This window comes from Modicisalibacter radicis, from assembly GCF_900961225.1.
Lineage (GTDB): Bacteria > Pseudomonadota > Gammaproteobacteria > Pseudomonadales > Halomonadaceae > Modicisalibacter.
The window spans coordinates 15405-31512 of sequence record NZ_CAAHFN010000098.1 but is presented as its reverse complement, the minus strand read 5'-3'; the positions used below and the strand labels follow the sequence as shown (position 1 = coordinate 31512).

Here is a 16108-nt window from a genome sequence, read left to right as displayed (position 1 = left end):
AATGCGATCCAATATAACAACATTCAAACTGACCAAACTCGCACTTTGCGTCTCACTCGTTTCGGGTATGACCGGCATGGCGACGGTTTCCGCCCATGCCTTCGATGTGGTCGAGGCCGGACAACCCGTGGTCACCGGCGAGCCCAGCCGTGTTGGGCCCCCATGGAACCATCGGTCGACGATCAACATACCGGGCACCAAGACCGACATCGCCTTCGGCGGCTACGTCAAGCTCGATATGCTCTACGATTTCGACTACGATCTCGGCAAGGCGACCGACCCCTATGCGATCATGAATCCGTCGAATCGCACCGATGGGCGTACCGACTTTACCGCCTATGAGTCGCGCCTAAACTTCCGCACGCATACCCTGACCGACTATGGCCGCTTGACGACCTACTTCGAAGGGCATTTCATACCCGACGGTTCCTTCAATCTGCGTCATGCCTATGGCGAGCTCAATGGCTTCCTCGCCGGCCGCACCTGGACGAACTTCATGAGTTTCGTCGGCGGCACGCGCACCCTGGCACTGGGTGACCCCAAGGGTTATGCCTTCGAACGCCAGACGCAGCTTCGTTATACCCAGCCGATTGGCGCAGGCAATCTGTCATTCGCCGTGGAGGATCCGGACACGGTCATCGTCCGGGATGACGCCGGTGTCGCCGACGGCGAGAGCCAGCTTCCCGACTTGACGGTACGCTACGAATACAAGCGCCTTTTCGCCCTGTCCGGGGTGGCACGCCAACTGTCCACCAACGACAACACCAATAGCGTGGATGACGAGACCACCGGCTACGGGATGCAGGCGCAGTTCAACCTGCCCTTTACGCCGATGACGAGTCTGCATGGCAGTGCCACCTACGGCGAAGGTATCGGCAACTACATGGGCAACCCGGGTAACACGGGTCATCGCAATGCCCCCGATGTCTACGTCAACGATAATGACGAACTCGAGGCGATCGAGACTCGCGCCTTCGGCGTTTCCCTCAACCATTACTGGACCGACGACTGGTTCAGCTCCACCGGTTTCTCGCGTCTCGAGCAGGATCTTCCCGACAATTACGGCAGTCATTTCGAGACCATCGACTATGCCTTCGCCAACGTGATCTGGGATGTCAATCAACGCCTGGCCGTCGGTCTCGAGTACCAGCATGCCGATGTCACTCAGGTCAACGGTGACTCCGACGACGCCAGCCGTCTGCAGGCCAGCGCCACCTTCCAGTTCTAGGGCCTGTCGAGGCGATAGCGATCGATCGTAATTTTGGCTGGCTTTACGCCAGCCTTTTTCATTTCAGGAGAAGAAAAAGACAATAGAAGGCAGGAGTTTCACACCATGTGCTGGGAGAGCTTATCGAGAATCCGCATGGTAGGAAGGCAGGAAGGAAACGAAGCCTCCGGGACACGCCCCTCAATGATAGCCGTCACGAACTCGGTATCCTGGGCGTGAAACCCAGGTGTCGACAGCGGTACGGCATTTCCCTCGTGGTCCTTGAGTTCGTCACGATACGCCAGCAGGGTGTTTTCCTCGCCAATGTAGCGATAAAACCCGCCAAAGGGCCCGTGATTGTTGAAGGAAAGCGCCAGCGTGGCCAGCGTACCGTCGGTCGCCCGCAGGCCGATGTTCATGTCCATGGCGATGCCAAGTTCCGAATGCAGTGGCCCTTGACTTCCCCAGACGTCGAGGACGTCATCGTCCAGCAACCAGGCGAAGAGATCCACGCTATGGCAGGCATGGTGCCATAACAGATGATCCGTCCAGCCGCGCGGTTCGCCTTGCATGTTGAGGTTTTCGCGACGAAGGAAATACGTCTCGCTCACCAGATGCTGAAGATGGTATTCCCCCGCACGAAGACGACGCTTCATTTCGCGATGCGGTGCATTGAAGCGACGTGTGTGGGCCACCATGGCGACGGTACTTGCCTCGCGGGCTCGCCGCGTCATGCGCTCGGCATCCGCCAGGTTCAGGCTCATGGGAATTTCGCAGAGGACATGTTTACCGGCATCGATCGCCTGCTCGGCCTGGCGGGCATGCAACGGGCTCGGCGTCGCCAGGATCACGGCATCGACTCCGGATGCCTCCAGTGCACGCGCATAATCGGTGAAGACGCTTTCGATGCCCCAGGTCTCGGCAAAGCGACGCGTATTGCGCTCATCGCCGCCGGCGACGGCCACGACACGGGCGGCGGGAACATGCCCCAGGGCCTGCATGTGAATCGCGGCAATGGCCCCTTCACCGACCATTAGGATGCGTACAGGGAATTTCATCGTCACGTCTCGACCGTTTCATCCATTTCGATTTAAGAGTGGTGACACAACGGTCGCGTGGAGGCAAGCCGGAAACGTCACGACACCGGCGAGCCCGGCAGGATCACGCGCGCGTCGCGGGGCGGCTCGGCATACAGGCACTCGGCGAGCTCCTTATAACGCTCGCGCACCAGCCGCTGATTGACCGACCCCTTGTCGGTCAGCTCGCCACGGTCGACGGACAGCGGCCGATCCAGCAGCAACAGGCGCTCAAGGCGCATGGAGCTGGACTGCCCGCTGCGATGCGCCGCCAGGCGCCGGGCGAACCATTGATGTAAGGTGTCGTCGTGCGCCAATTCGACGAGCGATGACGGCGCCGCATCGCCCAGGTGCTGCCGGCACGCCGGCACGTTCAATACCACAAGGCCGGCCAGGGCGTCGCGCCCTTCGCCGACCACCACCACGTCCTGCACCAGCGGGGCGAAGTGCTCGATGAGCCGCAGGCGCAGGATGCCGACATTGACCCAGGTGCCGGTCACGAGCTTGAAGTTCTCGCTCAACCTGCCGTCGAAGATCAGCCCTCGCTCGGGACGGTCGGGATCGGCCAGCCGCATCGCGTCCCCGGTGCAGTAGTAGCCTTCGTCATCGAAGGCCTCGGCGCTGCGCTTGGCATCGCGCCAGTAGCCCGGCGTGACATTGAGCCCCTTGAGGCGTGCCTCCCACTTGTCGTCCGTCGCCACCAGCTTGAGCGACATCCCCGGTACGGGGCGGCCGATCAAGCCCGGCGTGTCGCTGGCTTCCTCGGTGCAGAACGCCAGACACGCCTCGGTGGAGCCCAGCCCCGTCAGCATCGGCACGCGCTGCCCGAGCGTCCGCTCGCCGAAGGCATCCAGGGCCTCGCGCACATGCACCGGCAACACGGCGCCGCCGAAGTGCATCATCTCGAGATCGCGGAACAGGGCCGCGCGCAGGGCGTCGTCGTCGCGCAAATGCTCGACCAGGGCTTCGAAGCCCTTGGGCACGTTGCAATAGAACGTCGGCGATACCTCGCGCAGGTTGTCCACCGTGCGTCGTACCCCCTCGGCGGTGGGGTTGCCGTCGTCGATGTACAGCGAGCCGCCGTTGTGGATCGCCATGCCCAGGATCGTGTTGCCGCCGAAGGTATGGTGCCAGGGCAGCCAGTCCACCAGGACCGGCTTGCGCCGCGACAGGAACGCCAGGCGTGTCTCGAGCATGGTCTGGTTGCTGCACAGCATGCGCTGGGTGTTGATCACCGCCTTGGGCATGCCCGTCGACCCCGAGGTGAACAGCAACTTGGCGATACTCTCCGGCGTCACCCGGGCATGAGCCTCATCGACCTCGGCCCGCGCCGGCGTCGCCGCCAGCGTCTCCAGCGCCAGCGCCCGCCGGGCTGGCAGCGTCGCCACGCAGGTCACCCGGGCGTCGCAAACCGCCGCCAGGGCGGCGTCGAAACGCGCTTCGTCGTCGACGAAGATCATCCCCGGCGTCACCAGTTCGACGGCATGACGCAACTTGGCGAAGTCCTCCGAGAGCAACGCATACGACGGCGATACCGGCACATAGGGAATCCCCAAGTGCATCGCGGCACACGCCAGCAGCGCATGATCGATGCCATTGCCCGACAGCACCATCAACGGCCGCTCCGCCGATAGACCATGATCCAGCAGGGCCTGCGCCAGCCGGGTCACAAGCGGCATCGCCTCGCCAAAGGTCAGCGTCCGCCAGGTACGCTGCGCCCCCTCGCGCTCGGCCAAGAACGTTGCCGACGGTGTCTCGCCGGCCCAGTGCGCGAGGCGCCGGGTCATGCAGCGCGGATAATCCGGCACATCGCCGCCGTGCAGCCAATACGCTTGCGGGGAGGCATCGCTCACGGAACGTGACACGGACCGGTTGCCGGAAGGGGACGACATGAAAGGCGCTCCATTAGTCTGAGAGGGATCTTGCTGTTCAGCGATTCGTTAGCCAGCGAGACGACGCTGTCGATGACTATAGTTATAATAGCTAACTATTTTATTGGCCAGACGCGTCACATGAGACTTTAGACGCACACAAAGGCGCCAATGGCCACCGGTATTGCCTATCCATGTCGATATCGGAAACAATGGCCTGAACCATTTAATTTATTGTATTAACTATACTGTCGAACAAGGAACCTCCCATGACGACATCCAAGAGGACCTCCCCTCCCGAGCAGACCGCCCTCGAGGAGGCCTACCCGACCACCGTCGAAGGGCTGGTACTCGAGGAGCGCCTGGGCTATGCCCTGCGACGGGCGCAGCTCAAGGTCTTCAAGCACTTCAACGAAGCCATGCGCGAGCACGACATCCGTCCGGCGCAGTTCTCCTCGCTGGTGGTCATCGAAGGCTACCCGGGCGTGACGCAATCCAGCCTGGCCCAGACATTGAGTATCGACCCGCCACGCGTCGTTAGTCTGATCAACAGTCTCGAGGAGCGCGGCCTGGCATTGCGGGTGCGCTGCAAGCGCGACCGTCGCTCGCACGGCATTTTCCTGACCAAGAGCGGCGAGGCGCTGGTCGAGCGCTTGAAAGGCTTGGCGGAGCGCAGCGATCTTGAAGCGACTCAGTCACTTAGCGAAATCGAAAGGCGCCAGTTATTGACCTTGCTGCGCAAGATCTATGTGCCGGAAACGCAAGACGACTAATCCTTTAGGCGCAATTCAGGGAAAATTGCCGCGTCATGACTTGCACGTCACTCATGGACATTTAATTATACAAAGCAACTAAAAATGCCCGTCATCTCGCACCCGGGCCGACCCACACAATCCATAAAGACATGATCATGAGCAGCCTAGCGACGACATCCAACGCCCGCATCACCAGCCTGCGCCGCGGCCTCGAAACCGCCTGCCGGCTCGCCGCGATCACCGGTGGCCTGATCGTCGCGACGCTCTCGCTGATGACCGTGGCCAGCATTGCCGGACGCTGGGCGTCCAGCCTGCCGTTGATCGGCGACATGGCCGCCCTCGCCTGGATCGGCCCCATCACCGGTGACTACGAGCTCGTTGAAATGGGTACGGCCATCGCGGTGTTCCTGTTCCTGCCGTACTGCCATCTGCGCGGCGGCCATGTCACGGTGGACATTCTGGTGATGCGCGCGCCGCACGGCGTGCAGCGCCTGCTGGCCTTCGTCGCGGAAGCGCTGTTCCTGGTCGTGGCGGGAGTGATGACCTGGCGCCTTTACCATGGCCTGCTCGACAAGCAGCGTTACATGGAAACCAGCATGCTCCTGGACATCCCGCTGTGGTGGGGCTACGTCGGCGGTATCGCCGGCTTCGCCCTGCTGACGCTGGTCTGCCTCTACCGCGCCCTCGAGACGGTCACACGCGACAGGCAGCACCACACCCCGGCCCAAGGAGACGCATGATGTCACCGATCACCCTGGGCACGGGCGGTTTCGTCTTGCTGCTGGCCATGATGGGGGCCCGGATTCCCATCGGCCTGTCGATGCTGGTCGTCGGCGCCGTCGGCTCGATGCTGATCACCGGGCCGATGGGCATTCTGAATGGCTTGAAGACGCTCCCCTACGAGCATTTTTCGAGCCATACGCTATCGATCATTCCCCTCTTCCTGCTGATGGGCCAGTTCGCCGCGCGGGCCGGCCTCTCGCGGGCCATGTTCCAGGCCGCCAACGACTGGCTGGGGCATCGTCGCGGCGGGCTCGCCATGTCGACGATCGGCGCCTGCGGTGCCTTCGGCGCCATCTGCGGATCGTCGCTGGCCACCGCCGCGACCATGACCCAGGTGGCACTGCCGGAAATGGAGCGTCAGGGCTATCGCGGCAGCCTGGCCACCGGCGCTCTGGCAGCGGGCGGCACGCTGGGGATCCTGATTCCCCCATCCGTGGTACTGGTCATCTACGCCATCCTGGCGGAACAGAACATCAACGAAATGTTCGCCGCCGCCCTGGTGCCGGGGCTGTTCGCGGCCTTCAGCTACATGCTGGCGATTTCCCTGTACGTGCGCTTCTTCCCCGCCAGCGCGCCGAACAAGGCCAAGGCATCGCGCGGCGAACGCTGGCGCTCGCTGTGGGAGGTCTGGCCCGGCGCGGCAATCTTCATCATCGTGATCGGCGGCATCTACACCGGCATCTTCACGCCGACCGAGGCCGCCGCCGTCGGCGCGGCGGCCACCGGGGCCCTGGCGATCACCCGGGGCGGGCTGCGCTGGAACGGCCTGCGCGACTGCCTGCTCGAGACGGCCGTCACCTCGGCGATGATCTTCTTCATCGTCCTCGGGGCCAGCGTGTTCAACAGCTTCCTCGCCCTGACCCAGCTCCCCCAGACCACCGCCGGCTGGATCGTGGGCCTGGAGATCAGCCCCTGGATCGTGCTGGCAGGCATTCTCTTGTGCTACCTGATCCTCGGCTGCTTCATGGACAGCCTGTCGATGATCCTGCTGACGGTGCCCATCTTCCTGCCCATCGTCACGGGCATGGACTTCGGCATGCCCGCCGCGGACGTGGCGATCTGGTTCGGCATCCTGGCGCTGGTGGTGGTCGAGGTCGGCATGATCACGCCGCCCGTGGGGTTGAACATCTTCATCATTCACTCCATGGCGCCCCACGTGCCGCTGACCGAGACCTTCAAGGGCATCCTGCCGTTCCTGGCCGCCGACGTCATCCGCATCGTGATGCTAGTGGCCTTCCCGGCCATTTCGCTCGGCTTCGTCTACTTACTCTATTGATCGAGGCGACTCACCATGTCCCATGATGCGATCTCACGGACTCCAACCCGATTTTCATTGCGCCCTGGCCCGATACTCCAGTCGCATCCACCAACCCCTTGCCCAGTGACTCGAGGGAAAACCCGAGAATGCTTGGCAGGATAAATACCAACCTGATTGATACTCTTTTGACAGGAAATTGACATGAGCGATTACACGAACCGCTGGCAAACCGTGAAGGTCGACGTCGAGGACGGCATCGCCTGGGTCACCCTTAACCGGCCCGAGAAGCGCAACGCCATGAGCCCCACCCTCAACCGCGAAATGATCGACGTGCTCGAGACCGTCGAGCTCGACCAGGACGCCCACGTGCTCGTGCTGACCGGCGAGGGCGAATCCTTCTCCGCCGGCATGGACCTCAAGGAGTACTTCCGCGAGATCGACGCCAGCCCCGAGATCGTTCAGGTCAAGGTGCGCCGCGACGCCTCCACCTGGCAGTGGAAACTGCTGCGTCACTACGCCAAGCCCACCATCGCCATGGTCAACGGCTGGTGCTTCGGCGGCGCCTTCTCGCCGCTGGTCGCCTGCGACCTGGCGATCGCCGCCGACGAGTCGGTGTTCGGGCTATCCGAAATCAACTGGGGCATCCCGCCGGGCAACCTGGTCAGCAAGGCCATGGCGGACACCGTGGGGCATCGCCAGGCGCTGTACTACATCATGACCGGGGAAACCTTCACCGGCCCGCAGGCCGCCGAGATGGGGCTGGTCAACCAGAGCGTGCCGCGCGCCGAACTGCGCGAGGCCACCCACAAGCTGGCCGCCACGCTGCGCGACAAGAACCCCGTCGTCCTGCGCGCCGCCAAGACCGGCTTCAAGATGTGCCGCGAGCTGACCTGGGAGCAGAACGAGGAGTACCTCTACGCCAAGCTCGACCAGGCGCAGCAGCTCGACCCGGAGCAGGGCCGCGAGCAGGGCCTCAAGCAGTTTCTCGACGACAAGAGCATCAAGCCGGGCCTGGAAAGCTATCGTCGCTGAGCGGCCCGTGCCCCGGGCGTGCGCCGGATGGCGGACGCCCGCTTCACAACAATCACGCTATCAGAACGGGGATACGACATGGATCTCAGCCTATTGATCGGCGGCGACACCCGCGCCGCCCGGCAAGACGCCACCTTCGAACGCACCAACCCGCTCAGCGGCGAGGTCGTGACCCGCGCCGCGGCGGCCTCCGCCAGCGATGCCCGCACCGCCGCCGAGGCCGCTGCCCGGGCCTTTCCCGCCTGGTCGGCGACCGGCCCCGGCGAGCGCCGCGCCAAGCTGCTCGCCGCCGCCGACGCCATGGAGGCGCGTCAGGCCGACTTCATCGCGCGCATGGTCGACGAGACCGGCGCCACCCCGGGCTGGGCCGGATTCAACGTCATGGTGGCCGCCAACATGCTGCGCGAGGCCGCCTCGTTGACCACCCAGGTCGGCGGCGACGTGATTCCCTCCAACGTCCCCGACAGCCTGGCCATGGGTGTACGCGTCCCCTGTGGCGTGGTGGTCGGCATCGCCCCCTGGAACGCGCCCATCATCCTCGGCACGCGGGCCATCGCCACGCCGCTGGCCTGCGGCAACACGGTTATCCTCAAGGCCTCGGAGCAGTGCCCCGCCACCCATCACCTGATCGGCGAAGTGCTCGTCGAGGCGGGCCTGGGCGACGGCATCGTCAATGTCGTGACCAACGCGCCGCCCCAGGCCGCCGAGGTGGTCGAGGCGCTGATCGAGCATCCTGCGGTACGGCGCATCAACTTCACCGGCTCCACCCCGGTGGGCCGCATCATCGCCGAGAAAGCCGCGCACCACCTCAAGCCGGTGCTGCTGGAACTGGGCGGCAAGGCGCCGTTCGTGGTGCTCGAGGACGCCGACCTGGACGCCGCCGTGGAAGCCGCCGCCTTCGGCGCCTTCTTCAATCAGGGCCAGATCTGCATGTCCACCGAGCGACTGATCGTCGTCGATGCCGTGGCCGACGCCTTCGTCGAGAAGCTCGCCCGCAAGGCCGAGACGCTGCGCGCCGGCGATCCCCGCGACGAGGGCAACGCCCTGGGCACGCTGATCAACCGCGAGGCCGGGGAGAAACTCAACGGCCTGCTCGACGACGCCCAGCAGCACGGCGCTCGCCTGGCCTGCGGCGGCAAGGCCGAGGGCGTGATCATGCAACCCACCGTGGTCGACGGCGTCACCCGGGCGATGCGCCTGTACGGCGAGGAGTCGTTCGGCCCGGTGGTGGCGATGATGCGCGTCGAGGACGAAGAAGACGCCCTGCGCATCGCCAACGACAGCGAGTACGGCCTCTCCGCGGCGGTGTTCAGCCGCGACACGGCCCGCGCCATGCGCGTGGCGCAACGCATCGAATCGGGCATCTGCCACATCAACGCCCCCACCGTGCACGACGAACCGCAGATGCCGTTCGGCGGGGTCAAGTCGAGCGGCTACGGACGCTTCGGCGGCAAGGCCGGCATCGAGGAGTTCACCGAATTGCGCTGGATGACCCTGCAGCTCGGTCCCCGGCATTACCCCATCTAGCCCCCCTAGACAGCACGTATAGGCACGCCACCTTTCCCATGGAGCTCAAGATGATGACAACAAGACAGACGCTCGCCGGTCTCGCGCTTATCAGCGGCATCACCCTGGCCGGTAACGGCCAGGCCCAGGACACCGTGACACTGCGCCTGCACCACTTCGCCGCCCCGACCACTCCGGTGCAGACGCAATACCTGGAACCCTGGGCGAAGCGCGTCGAGGAACAGTCCGACGGCGCCATCCAGGTCGAGATCTTCCCGGCCATGCAACTGGGCGGCTCGGCACCGTCGCTCTACGATCAGGCCAGGGAGGGCGTGGTGGACATCGCCTGGACCCTGCTGAGCTATACCCCCAACCGCTTCCCCGAGTCCGAAGCGTTCGACCAGCCCTTTTTGCCAACCACCGGCGAAGCCACCAGCATGGCGGCCCATGAGTTCGCCATGGCGCACATGCAGGACGACTTCGAGGGCGTCTATCCCCTCGCCGTGTTCGCCCATACGCCCGGCAAGATCCACACCAGGGATGCCAGCGTGAGCGACATCGACGACATCGACGGCCTGGCGATTCGCGCTCCCTCCAAGACCATGAATCGTTACTTCTCCCGCCTGGGCGCCAAGGCCGTGGGCATGCCCATGCCGCAGATCCCGGAGGCGATCTCGCGTGGCGTCATCGACGGCCTGACGCTGCCGTTCGAAAGCGCTTCGGCCCTGGGCGTACTGGATGTCGCCCGGAACCATACCTTCTTCGACGGCAAGCAGGGCCTGTATACCGCAATGATGATTCTGGCCATGGATCAGGACACGTACGACAGCCTGTCGCCCGAACTGCAGAAGGTCATCGACGACAACGCCGGTATCCGGGAAGCGCAACGCATCGGACGGGTCATGGATGAGGCGGAGAAAGCCGCCATCGACGACATCGCCGCGCGCGGCGAAGGACAGATGATCCATATCGCCGAGGCGGATCAGGCCAGGTGGCACGAGGCTGCCGACGCCACCATCCAGCAATGGATCGCCGACATGACTGATGCCGGCTTCGACGGCCAGGCCCTTTACGACGACGCCAGCCGTCTCGTCGAGAAATACACCCGGCAGACGCAGTAACCCCTCGCCCACCGCCGCGGGTGCCCGGAACACGAGCACCCGCGATTCTCCAGGCTCACGCGAATACAGCGCACTGGCCGGTACCGGTGTGCTGTCGCATTTCAGACGCTGCGGACCGTGGAATACCGGGGATGGCGCCCTACCAGTGTGGTAGGCTTGGCGACTCGGCAAGTGCCCCAGCCCGGGATGGACGGCTTCTCGCTCGCGCAACGGCCGTGTGCGGCGCCGGGCTCGGCAAGCCAGTGACATGTGATGCCAGACCGGCGAATGGCGAGGAATCGATTACGCCTGCCGCGATGCCCCATGGACCCGGTGCCCGTGCCGTCGTCTACAGATCTCAATATCGTTCTTCGTCGCGCCACAAGGATGTTGCCGTGCTCGAAATCTTCGCCACCACCACGCCGATCTTCCTGCTGATCGGTATCGGCTACCTGGCCGTGATGACGCGCCTGCTCAGCAAGGACCAGGTTCAGAGTCTGGGCGGTTTCGTGATCAGTTTCGCGCTGCCGGCCTTGATCATTCGCGCGCTGATCCAGAAGCCGATCGGCGAGGTCTTCAATCCCGTCTACCTGGCGGCCTATGGGCTTGGTTCAGGGGGGCTATTCGCCGCGGTTTTCGCCTTCGCCCGGCTGCGCGGCAAGCCGCTCGGCGAAAGCGGGCTCTTCGCCCTCGGCACCTCGACGGCCAACAGCGGCTTCATAGGCTACCCGATCGCGGCCATGGCCGTGGGACCGACCGCGGCAATCGCCATGGCGCTCAACATGGTGGTGGAAAACCTGTTGCTGATTCCCACCGCCCTGGCGCTGGCCGAGGCCGGGCGTCAAAAGGGGGGCTCGTTCTGGAGCGCACTGCGCAAGACGCTGCGTCGCCTGACCCGCAATCCGATCCTGATCGCCATCTTCACCGGATTGATCATCGCGGTGAGCGGTATCGACTTGCCGGAGCCGCTGTTCAAGACCATAGACATGCTGGCTACCGCGGCAGGGCCCACGGCGCTGTTCGTGGTCGGCGGCAGCCTCTATGGGCTGCAGGTGCGCGGCATGCTCTCCGAGGTCGGCCAGGTGGTGTTCGCCAAGCTTTTGCTGCATCCGCTGGCGGTGTTCCTGATGCTCTTGTGGCTGCCACCGCTCGACCCGGCCCTGGCCACCGCGGCGATCGTCATCGCCAGCGTGCCGATGCTCAGCGTCTACCCGATCCTCGGCCAACGCTACGGACACGGCGAGCTGTGCACCGCCTCGCTGATGCTCGCCACGCTGTTGTCGTTCGTCACCGTGAGTACGCTATTGTGGTTCATCGAAGCCCATCGGCTGCCGCTGCTCTGAGCCGTTTCCCGAGGCGCCAAGCGTGGCCGGCGCCAGGACGGATTCACTGCGCGTCGCGGGGCTTCCCGTCGTCCGGTTCCTGTTCTTGTTCCTGAAAAGTCGCGGATACGCTGAAATTGGTCGAATTGAAACGCTGGATCTGCTTGCGCAGCTCACGGCGCTGGCGCATCGAGGCCATGCGCTTGGTGTCCCAGCTGGAGGGCGTAAGAGAGCAGAATTCGCCGTTGTCTTTCAGGTCGAACGAGCGTTCGGCACCCACCGGCATGTCCTCGGGACCGTAGATGCCGACCAGACGGATGGTCAGCCTATCCAGCGTCATGTCGCCCTTGGGCCGGTTGTTCTCCATCTCGATGCCTTCGTCCCTGGCCATCCGGGCAATCAGGTCGTTGAAGGTACCGATATGCAGGAAATCGCCCGACCCCAGCGGCCCCTGGCGGGTGTTTTCCCTGACGTTAGAGTCGTTGAGAATACGCCGCGACTTGCGATTCTCTTCCTCGTTGCTCTCCAGTTCATCGTCGTCGCTGTACTGCTGCTCGAAGTCGGTCACATCCATGACGATCTGCCCCCGGGACGTATCCAGCGTGGCGATGATGTACTCGATGAAGATCGACTCGGCACTCATGTTGCTGATGATGCACAGCGCGTTGATGTCCTTCTTCTTGCCGCGGTTGATGATCAACCTTGGCCGACGCTGACGGCGAAAGCCCAGATAAAGCAGTTGCGCATAGACCAACCAGATCATCAACGTACCAAAGCTGATGACCAGACTGAGTAGATTGTGGTGCTCCGAGATCCAGTTGAGCATAACCCTCCTTGGCTTACCCTGTAGATAGGTGATTAATCCCGCGCGATGCGGGCAGGCGAGACTAGCCGAGCACTGGCCGGCGGTCCTTATCCTGTAGCAAGCCTAGCCAAAACCGGCCCAAAATCCGCACTCCGGTGTCGCTCCCTGCCGAAGGCGCCGAGGAGCTCATTCGGTTGGCTCCAGCCAGCGGTGCCAGAGATCGCTCACGGCCCTGCGGTGATTCGCGACGTCATCCGCCGCCACGCGTCCGCCCTGCTTGGTCAATGCCTGGCGATGGCTGGTGTCACGGTAGGCGAGGTATGCCTCGCGCAGCGCCCCGGCGTCATCGGGGGGCAAGCGGCCGGTCGCCTCGAGCGTTTCCAGCAGGCGCATGTTGTCGCTGAACTCGAGCAGCGCCGGCTCGTCATGGCTCATCGCCAGCACCGCGTACTGGCAGAGGAATTCGATGTCGATCATGCCGCCGGCATCCTGCTTGATGTCGAAGCGCCCCGCCTCGCGTTCGCTGGCCCGGCTGCCGAGGTGATCGCGCATCTTGTGGCGCATCGCCACCACCTCGTCGCGCAGCGTCTGCGGGTCGCGCCTGCGGGCCAGTACCTCGCCGCGTATCGACGCGAAGCGCGCCTTGAGCGAGGCGTCCCCGGCCGATTCCGCCGCGCCGGAGCCGTCGCCCGCGACGACCCGCGCCCGCACCAGCGCCTGGTGTTCCCAGGTCCAGGCCTGGCTGCGCTGGTAATCGGCGAAGGCATCGAGACTGCTGACCAGCAGCCCCGAGTTGCCCGAGGGCCGCAGCCGCATGTCGACCTCGTAGAGTGCACCCGCCGGGGTCACCGCTGTCAACAGGTGAATGATGCGCTGTCCCAGGCGGGTGAAGAACACCGGGTTGTCGATCGGCCGCTTGCCATCGGTGCTGCCCTTCAGGGCGCCATCGTGGATGAACACCAGATCGAGGTCCGAGCCGTAGCCGAGCTCGATGCCGCCCAGCTTGCCATAGCCGACGATCAGGAACTCGGGCACATGGCGGTCGACCCGGGACCCATCGCGCCGCTGCGGGCGGCCATGCTTGCGGATCAGGGTGCGCCAGGCCATGACCAGCACCTGGTCGAGGACCACCTCGGCAATGAAAGTCAGGTAGTCACTGACCTTCATCAGCGTGCGCGCCCCGGCGACGTCCGACGCCGCCACATGCAGCACCTGGGCATGCTTGAAGACCCTTAGCGCCTCGAGCTGGGCCTCCTCGTCCTCCTCGGGGATCCGCGCCAGCACCTGGCGCAGTTCGTCGGCCAGGCGTGCCTTGTCGGCCGGCGAATAGAGGGTCGCCGGATTCAGCAGCTCGTCGAGCAATACCGGATGCCGCGCCAGTTGCTCGGCGATCCACGGGCTCGCGCCGCAGAGCCGCATCAGATGGCCCAGCGCCTCGGGGTTCTCGCGCAACAGGGCCAGATAGGCGGTACGCCGCAGTACCGCTTCGACCAGGGGCAGGGCACGCTCCAGCGCGGTGCTCGGCGCCTCGCTGCCGGCCGCGGCATCGATCAGCAGGGGCATCAGCGCATCGAGGCGTTCGAAGCCGATCCGTTGCATGCCCTGCACGGCGCGCGACTCGCGCAGCCCGGCGATCCGGCGCAGCGACGTCGGCGCGTCGAAGCCCACCCTGTCGAGCAGCGTCTGCGCCTCGCCCTCGGGCAGCTCGCCGCGCCACAAGGCGCGCCACTCGTCGAGCGGCACGGTCGATTCGTCAGCCTCTTCGTCCGTCACCGGCGTCTCGGCGTCCTCTTCGGGGTCGGCGATCACCGCGTCGAAGTGCCCGCGGATGCGCTCGCGTACCTCGTCGAGCCGGGCGACCAGCGCCGGCCAGTCGTCGAACAGCACATCGCCACGACTCATCCCCAGCGCCACCCGCTCGCGTTCGCCCGTGTCGTCGGGCAGCGTCTGGGTCTGGCGGTCGTCGAGCGCCTGCAGGACATGCTCGAGATCGCGCAGAAACGCGTAGTCCGGGAGGAGCTCATCGACCACCGCCTGGGGCAGCAGCTCGAGCGGCGCCAGGCACTCGAGTGCCGCCTTCAGCGAGGCAACCTGCAGCTCGGTGTCGCGGCCGCCGCGAATCAACTGGAAGGCCTGGACCACGAACTCGGCTTCACGGATGCCACCGGGCCCCAGCTTGATATTGCCGGCCATGCCCTTGCGCCGCACTTCGCGGTTGATCAGCGATTTCATCTCGCGCAGCGATTCGATCGCTCCGAAGTCCAGATACTTGCGATACACGAACGGCCGCAGTTCGGCGAGCAGTGCACGGCCGGCATCGATGTCGCCGGCCACCGGGCGCGCCTTGAGCATGGCGTAGCGCTCCCATTCGCGGCCCTGGTCCTGATAGTAGCTGGCTAGCATGTTGAAGCTGCCGACCAGCGGGCCGCCATCGCCCAGCGGGCGCAGCCGCATGTCGACGCGAAACGCAAAGCCTTCGGCGGTGACGGCGTCGAGGGCGCCGATCAACTTCTGCCCCAGGCGGGTGAAGTATTCCTGGTGGTCGTACTCGCGCTTGCCGCCCCGGGTGACCCCCTTCTCGGGGTAGGCGAAGATCAGGTCGATATCCGACGACAGGTTGAGCTCGCCGGCCCCCAGCTTGCCCATGCCCAGCACCACCAGGCGTTGGGTCTCGCCGTCGGCGGTCGGCGCCGGCAGGCCCCAGCGCGGCGCGAAATGCGTCTCCAGCCAGCCGAGGGCGCCCTCGAGGACGCTTTCGGCGAGCCGCGAGACACTGGCCGCGGTCAGCCACATGTCGACATCCTCGGGGCGTGTCAGATCGCGCCAGACGATGCCCAGCATGCGTGCGCGTCGAAAGCGCCGCAGCACGGCGTGCAGCTGACTCTCGTCGGCAGCGCCTTCGAGGGCGTCGGCCAGCAGCCGGTCGCACTGCTCGCGGTCCGGAGCACGGTCCAGCTCGCCCTCGGCGTCCAGATAAGCCAGCCAGCCGGGGAAGCGGATCAGGCTCTCGGCGACCAGGTTGGAAACCGCCAGTACCCGGGCCAGCTCGCCCCGGCGCGCCTCCGCCAGTGCCGCCCAGGCCTCGCCCGGAGGCTCCTCCCCGTCGCGCTCGGCACGAGCGTCGGCCTCGCGGAGCGACTCGTTCAGCCGCCGCTCGAGATGGGCCAGCCGCGGATGCAGCGCCGCGGGGATGTCGGTCAATGGCAGGAAGCCTTGGGGAAGCGCCATGGGTAGATCCTGAAACGGTGAATGACCGGACCGCAGCTCTTTTGGCAAGCCCTTGTCTTTGCTCCTCCTAGCATAGCGAACCGCGCGATGACACTGAACCACCGCCCCTCGTCCGATGGCCGTCGGCGAGGCATCGAGCCGGGCGGAAAAAAAACGGCGCCCCGA

The 16108-nt window shown here is 65.0% G+C and carries 12 protein-coding genes; 8 read left to right on the top strand and 4 right to left on the bottom strand.

Annotated elements, in window-relative coordinates:
* Positions 1–76 precede the first annotated feature (76 nt).
* Positions 77–1228: a DcaP family trimeric outer membrane transporter gene (locus HR9077_RS17295; protein ID WP_244613328.1), complete on the top strand. Its 1152-nt coding sequence runs from the start codon at positions 77–79 to the stop codon at positions 1226–1228.
* Positions 1229–1326: 98 nt separating this feature from the next.
* On the opposite strand, the gene HR9077_RS17290 is transcribed toward HR9077_RS17295, so the two are convergent.
* Positions 1327–2265 carry a Gfo/Idh/MocA family oxidoreductase gene (locus tag HR9077_RS17290; RefSeq protein WP_136068700.1) on the bottom strand — a complete coding sequence of 313 codons (939 nt, stop codon included), beginning with the start codon at positions 2263–2265 and terminating at the stop codon, positions 1327–1329.
* Between the two features lie 77 nt (positions 2266–2342).
* Positions 2343–4148, bottom strand: a complete 1806-nt coding sequence (locus HR9077_RS17285) for a feruloyl-CoA synthase (RefSeq protein ID WP_244613326.1) — start codon at positions 4146–4148, stop codon at positions 2343–2345.
* Positions 4149–4423: 275 nt separating this feature from the next.
* Here HR9077_RS17285 and HR9077_RS17280 point away from each other — a divergent pair, with 275 nt between their 5' ends.
* From HR9077_RS17280 to HR9077_RS17250, 7 genes are all read left to right on the top strand, one after another.
* The gene (locus tag HR9077_RS17280; RefSeq protein WP_136068526.1) at positions 4424–4927 is read left to right on the top strand and encodes a MarR family winged helix-turn-helix transcriptional regulator; all 504 of its coding nucleotides are present in this window, start codon (positions 4424–4426) and stop codon (positions 4925–4927) included.
* A 137-nt stretch (positions 4928–5064) separates the two neighbouring features.
* Positions 5065–5649, top strand: a complete 585-nt coding sequence (locus tag HR9077_RS17275) for a TRAP transporter small permease (protein WP_136068524.1) — start codon at positions 5065–5067, stop codon at positions 5647–5649.
* Positions 5649–6968, top strand: coding sequence for a TRAP transporter large permease (locus HR9077_RS17270; protein ID WP_136068523.1), 1320 nt, complete (start codon positions 5649–5651; stop codon positions 6966–6968). Before HR9077_RS17275 ends, HR9077_RS17270 begins: the two co-directional genes overlap by 1 nt.
* 183 nt (positions 6969–7151) lie before the next feature.
* Positions 7152–7982: a p-hydroxycinnamoyl CoA hydratase/lyase gene (locus HR9077_RS17265; RefSeq protein WP_136068521.1), complete on the top strand. Its 831-nt coding sequence runs from the start codon at positions 7152–7154 to the stop codon at positions 7980–7982.
* A 78-nt stretch (positions 7983–8060) separates the two neighbouring features.
* Positions 8061–9509: an aldehyde dehydrogenase gene (locus HR9077_RS17260; RefSeq protein WP_136068519.1), complete on the top strand. Its 1449-nt coding sequence runs from the start codon at positions 8061–8063 to the stop codon at positions 9507–9509.
* A gap of 50 nt (positions 9510–9559) precedes the next feature.
* Entirely contained in the window at positions 9560–10609 is a 1050-nt protein-coding gene (locus HR9077_RS17255; RefSeq protein WP_136068517.1) for a TRAP transporter substrate-binding protein, read from the top strand.
* A gap of 374 nt (positions 10610–10983) precedes the next feature.
* Positions 10984–11931, top strand: coding sequence for an AEC family transporter (locus tag HR9077_RS17250; protein ID WP_136068515.1), 948 nt, complete (start codon positions 10984–10986; stop codon positions 11929–11931).
* Positions 11932–11974: 43 nt separating this feature from the next.
* Here HR9077_RS17250 and HR9077_RS17245 read toward each other — a convergent pair whose 3' ends face one another.
* Complete coding sequence (locus tag HR9077_RS17245) at positions 11975–12736, bottom strand: hypothetical protein (RefSeq protein ID WP_136068513.1); 762 nt, start codon at positions 12734–12736, stop codon at positions 11975–11977.
* A gap of 165 nt (positions 12737–12901) precedes the next feature.
* Complete coding sequence (glnE, locus tag HR9077_RS17240; RefSeq protein ID WP_136068511.1) at positions 12902–15943, bottom strand: bifunctional [glutamate--ammonia ligase]-adenylyl-L-tyrosine phosphorylase/[glutamate--ammonia-ligase] adenylyltransferase; 3042 nt, start codon at positions 15941–15943, stop codon at positions 12902–12904.
* Between the last annotated feature and the right edge of the window lie 165 nt (positions 15944–16108).

What these genes read in the sequence shown, in the direction of transcription:
- HR9077_RS17295 (WP_244613328.1), top strand. Translation starts at nt 77, where the DNA reads ATGGCGACGGTTTCCGCCCATGCCTTCGATGTGGTCGAGGCCGGACAA.
- HR9077_RS17290 (WP_136068700.1), bottom strand. Translation starts at nt 2,265, where the DNA reads ATGAAATTCCCTGTACGCATCCTAATGGTCGGTGAAGGGGCCATTGCC.
- HR9077_RS17280 (WP_136068526.1), top strand. Translation starts at nt 4,424, where the DNA reads ATGACGACATCCAAGAGGACCTCCCCTCCCGAGCAGACCGCCCTCGAG.
- HR9077_RS17275 (WP_136068524.1), top strand. Translation starts at nt 5,065, where the DNA reads ATGAGCAGCCTAGCGACGACATCCAACGCCCGCATCACCAGCCTGCGC.
- HR9077_RS17270 (WP_136068523.1), top strand. Translation starts at nt 5,649, where the DNA reads ATGTCACCGATCACCCTGGGCACGGGCGGTTTCGTCTTGCTGCTGGCC.
- HR9077_RS17265 (WP_136068521.1), top strand. Translation starts at nt 7,152, where the DNA reads ATGAGCGATTACACGAACCGCTGGCAAACCGTGAAGGTCGACGTCGAG.
- HR9077_RS17260 (WP_136068519.1), top strand. Translation starts at nt 8,061, where the DNA reads ATGGATCTCAGCCTATTGATCGGCGGCGACACCCGCGCCGCCCGGCAA.
- HR9077_RS17255 (WP_136068517.1), top strand. Translation starts at nt 9,560, where the DNA reads ATGATGACAACAAGACAGACGCTCGCCGGTCTCGCGCTTATCAGCGGC.
- HR9077_RS17245 (WP_136068513.1), bottom strand. Translation starts at nt 12,736, where the DNA reads ATGCTCAACTGGATCTCGGAGCACCACAATCTACTCAGTCTGGTCATC.
- glnE (WP_136068511.1), bottom strand. Translation starts at nt 15,943, where the DNA reads ATGGCGCTTCCCCAAGGCTTCCTGCCATTGACCGACATCCCCGCGGCG.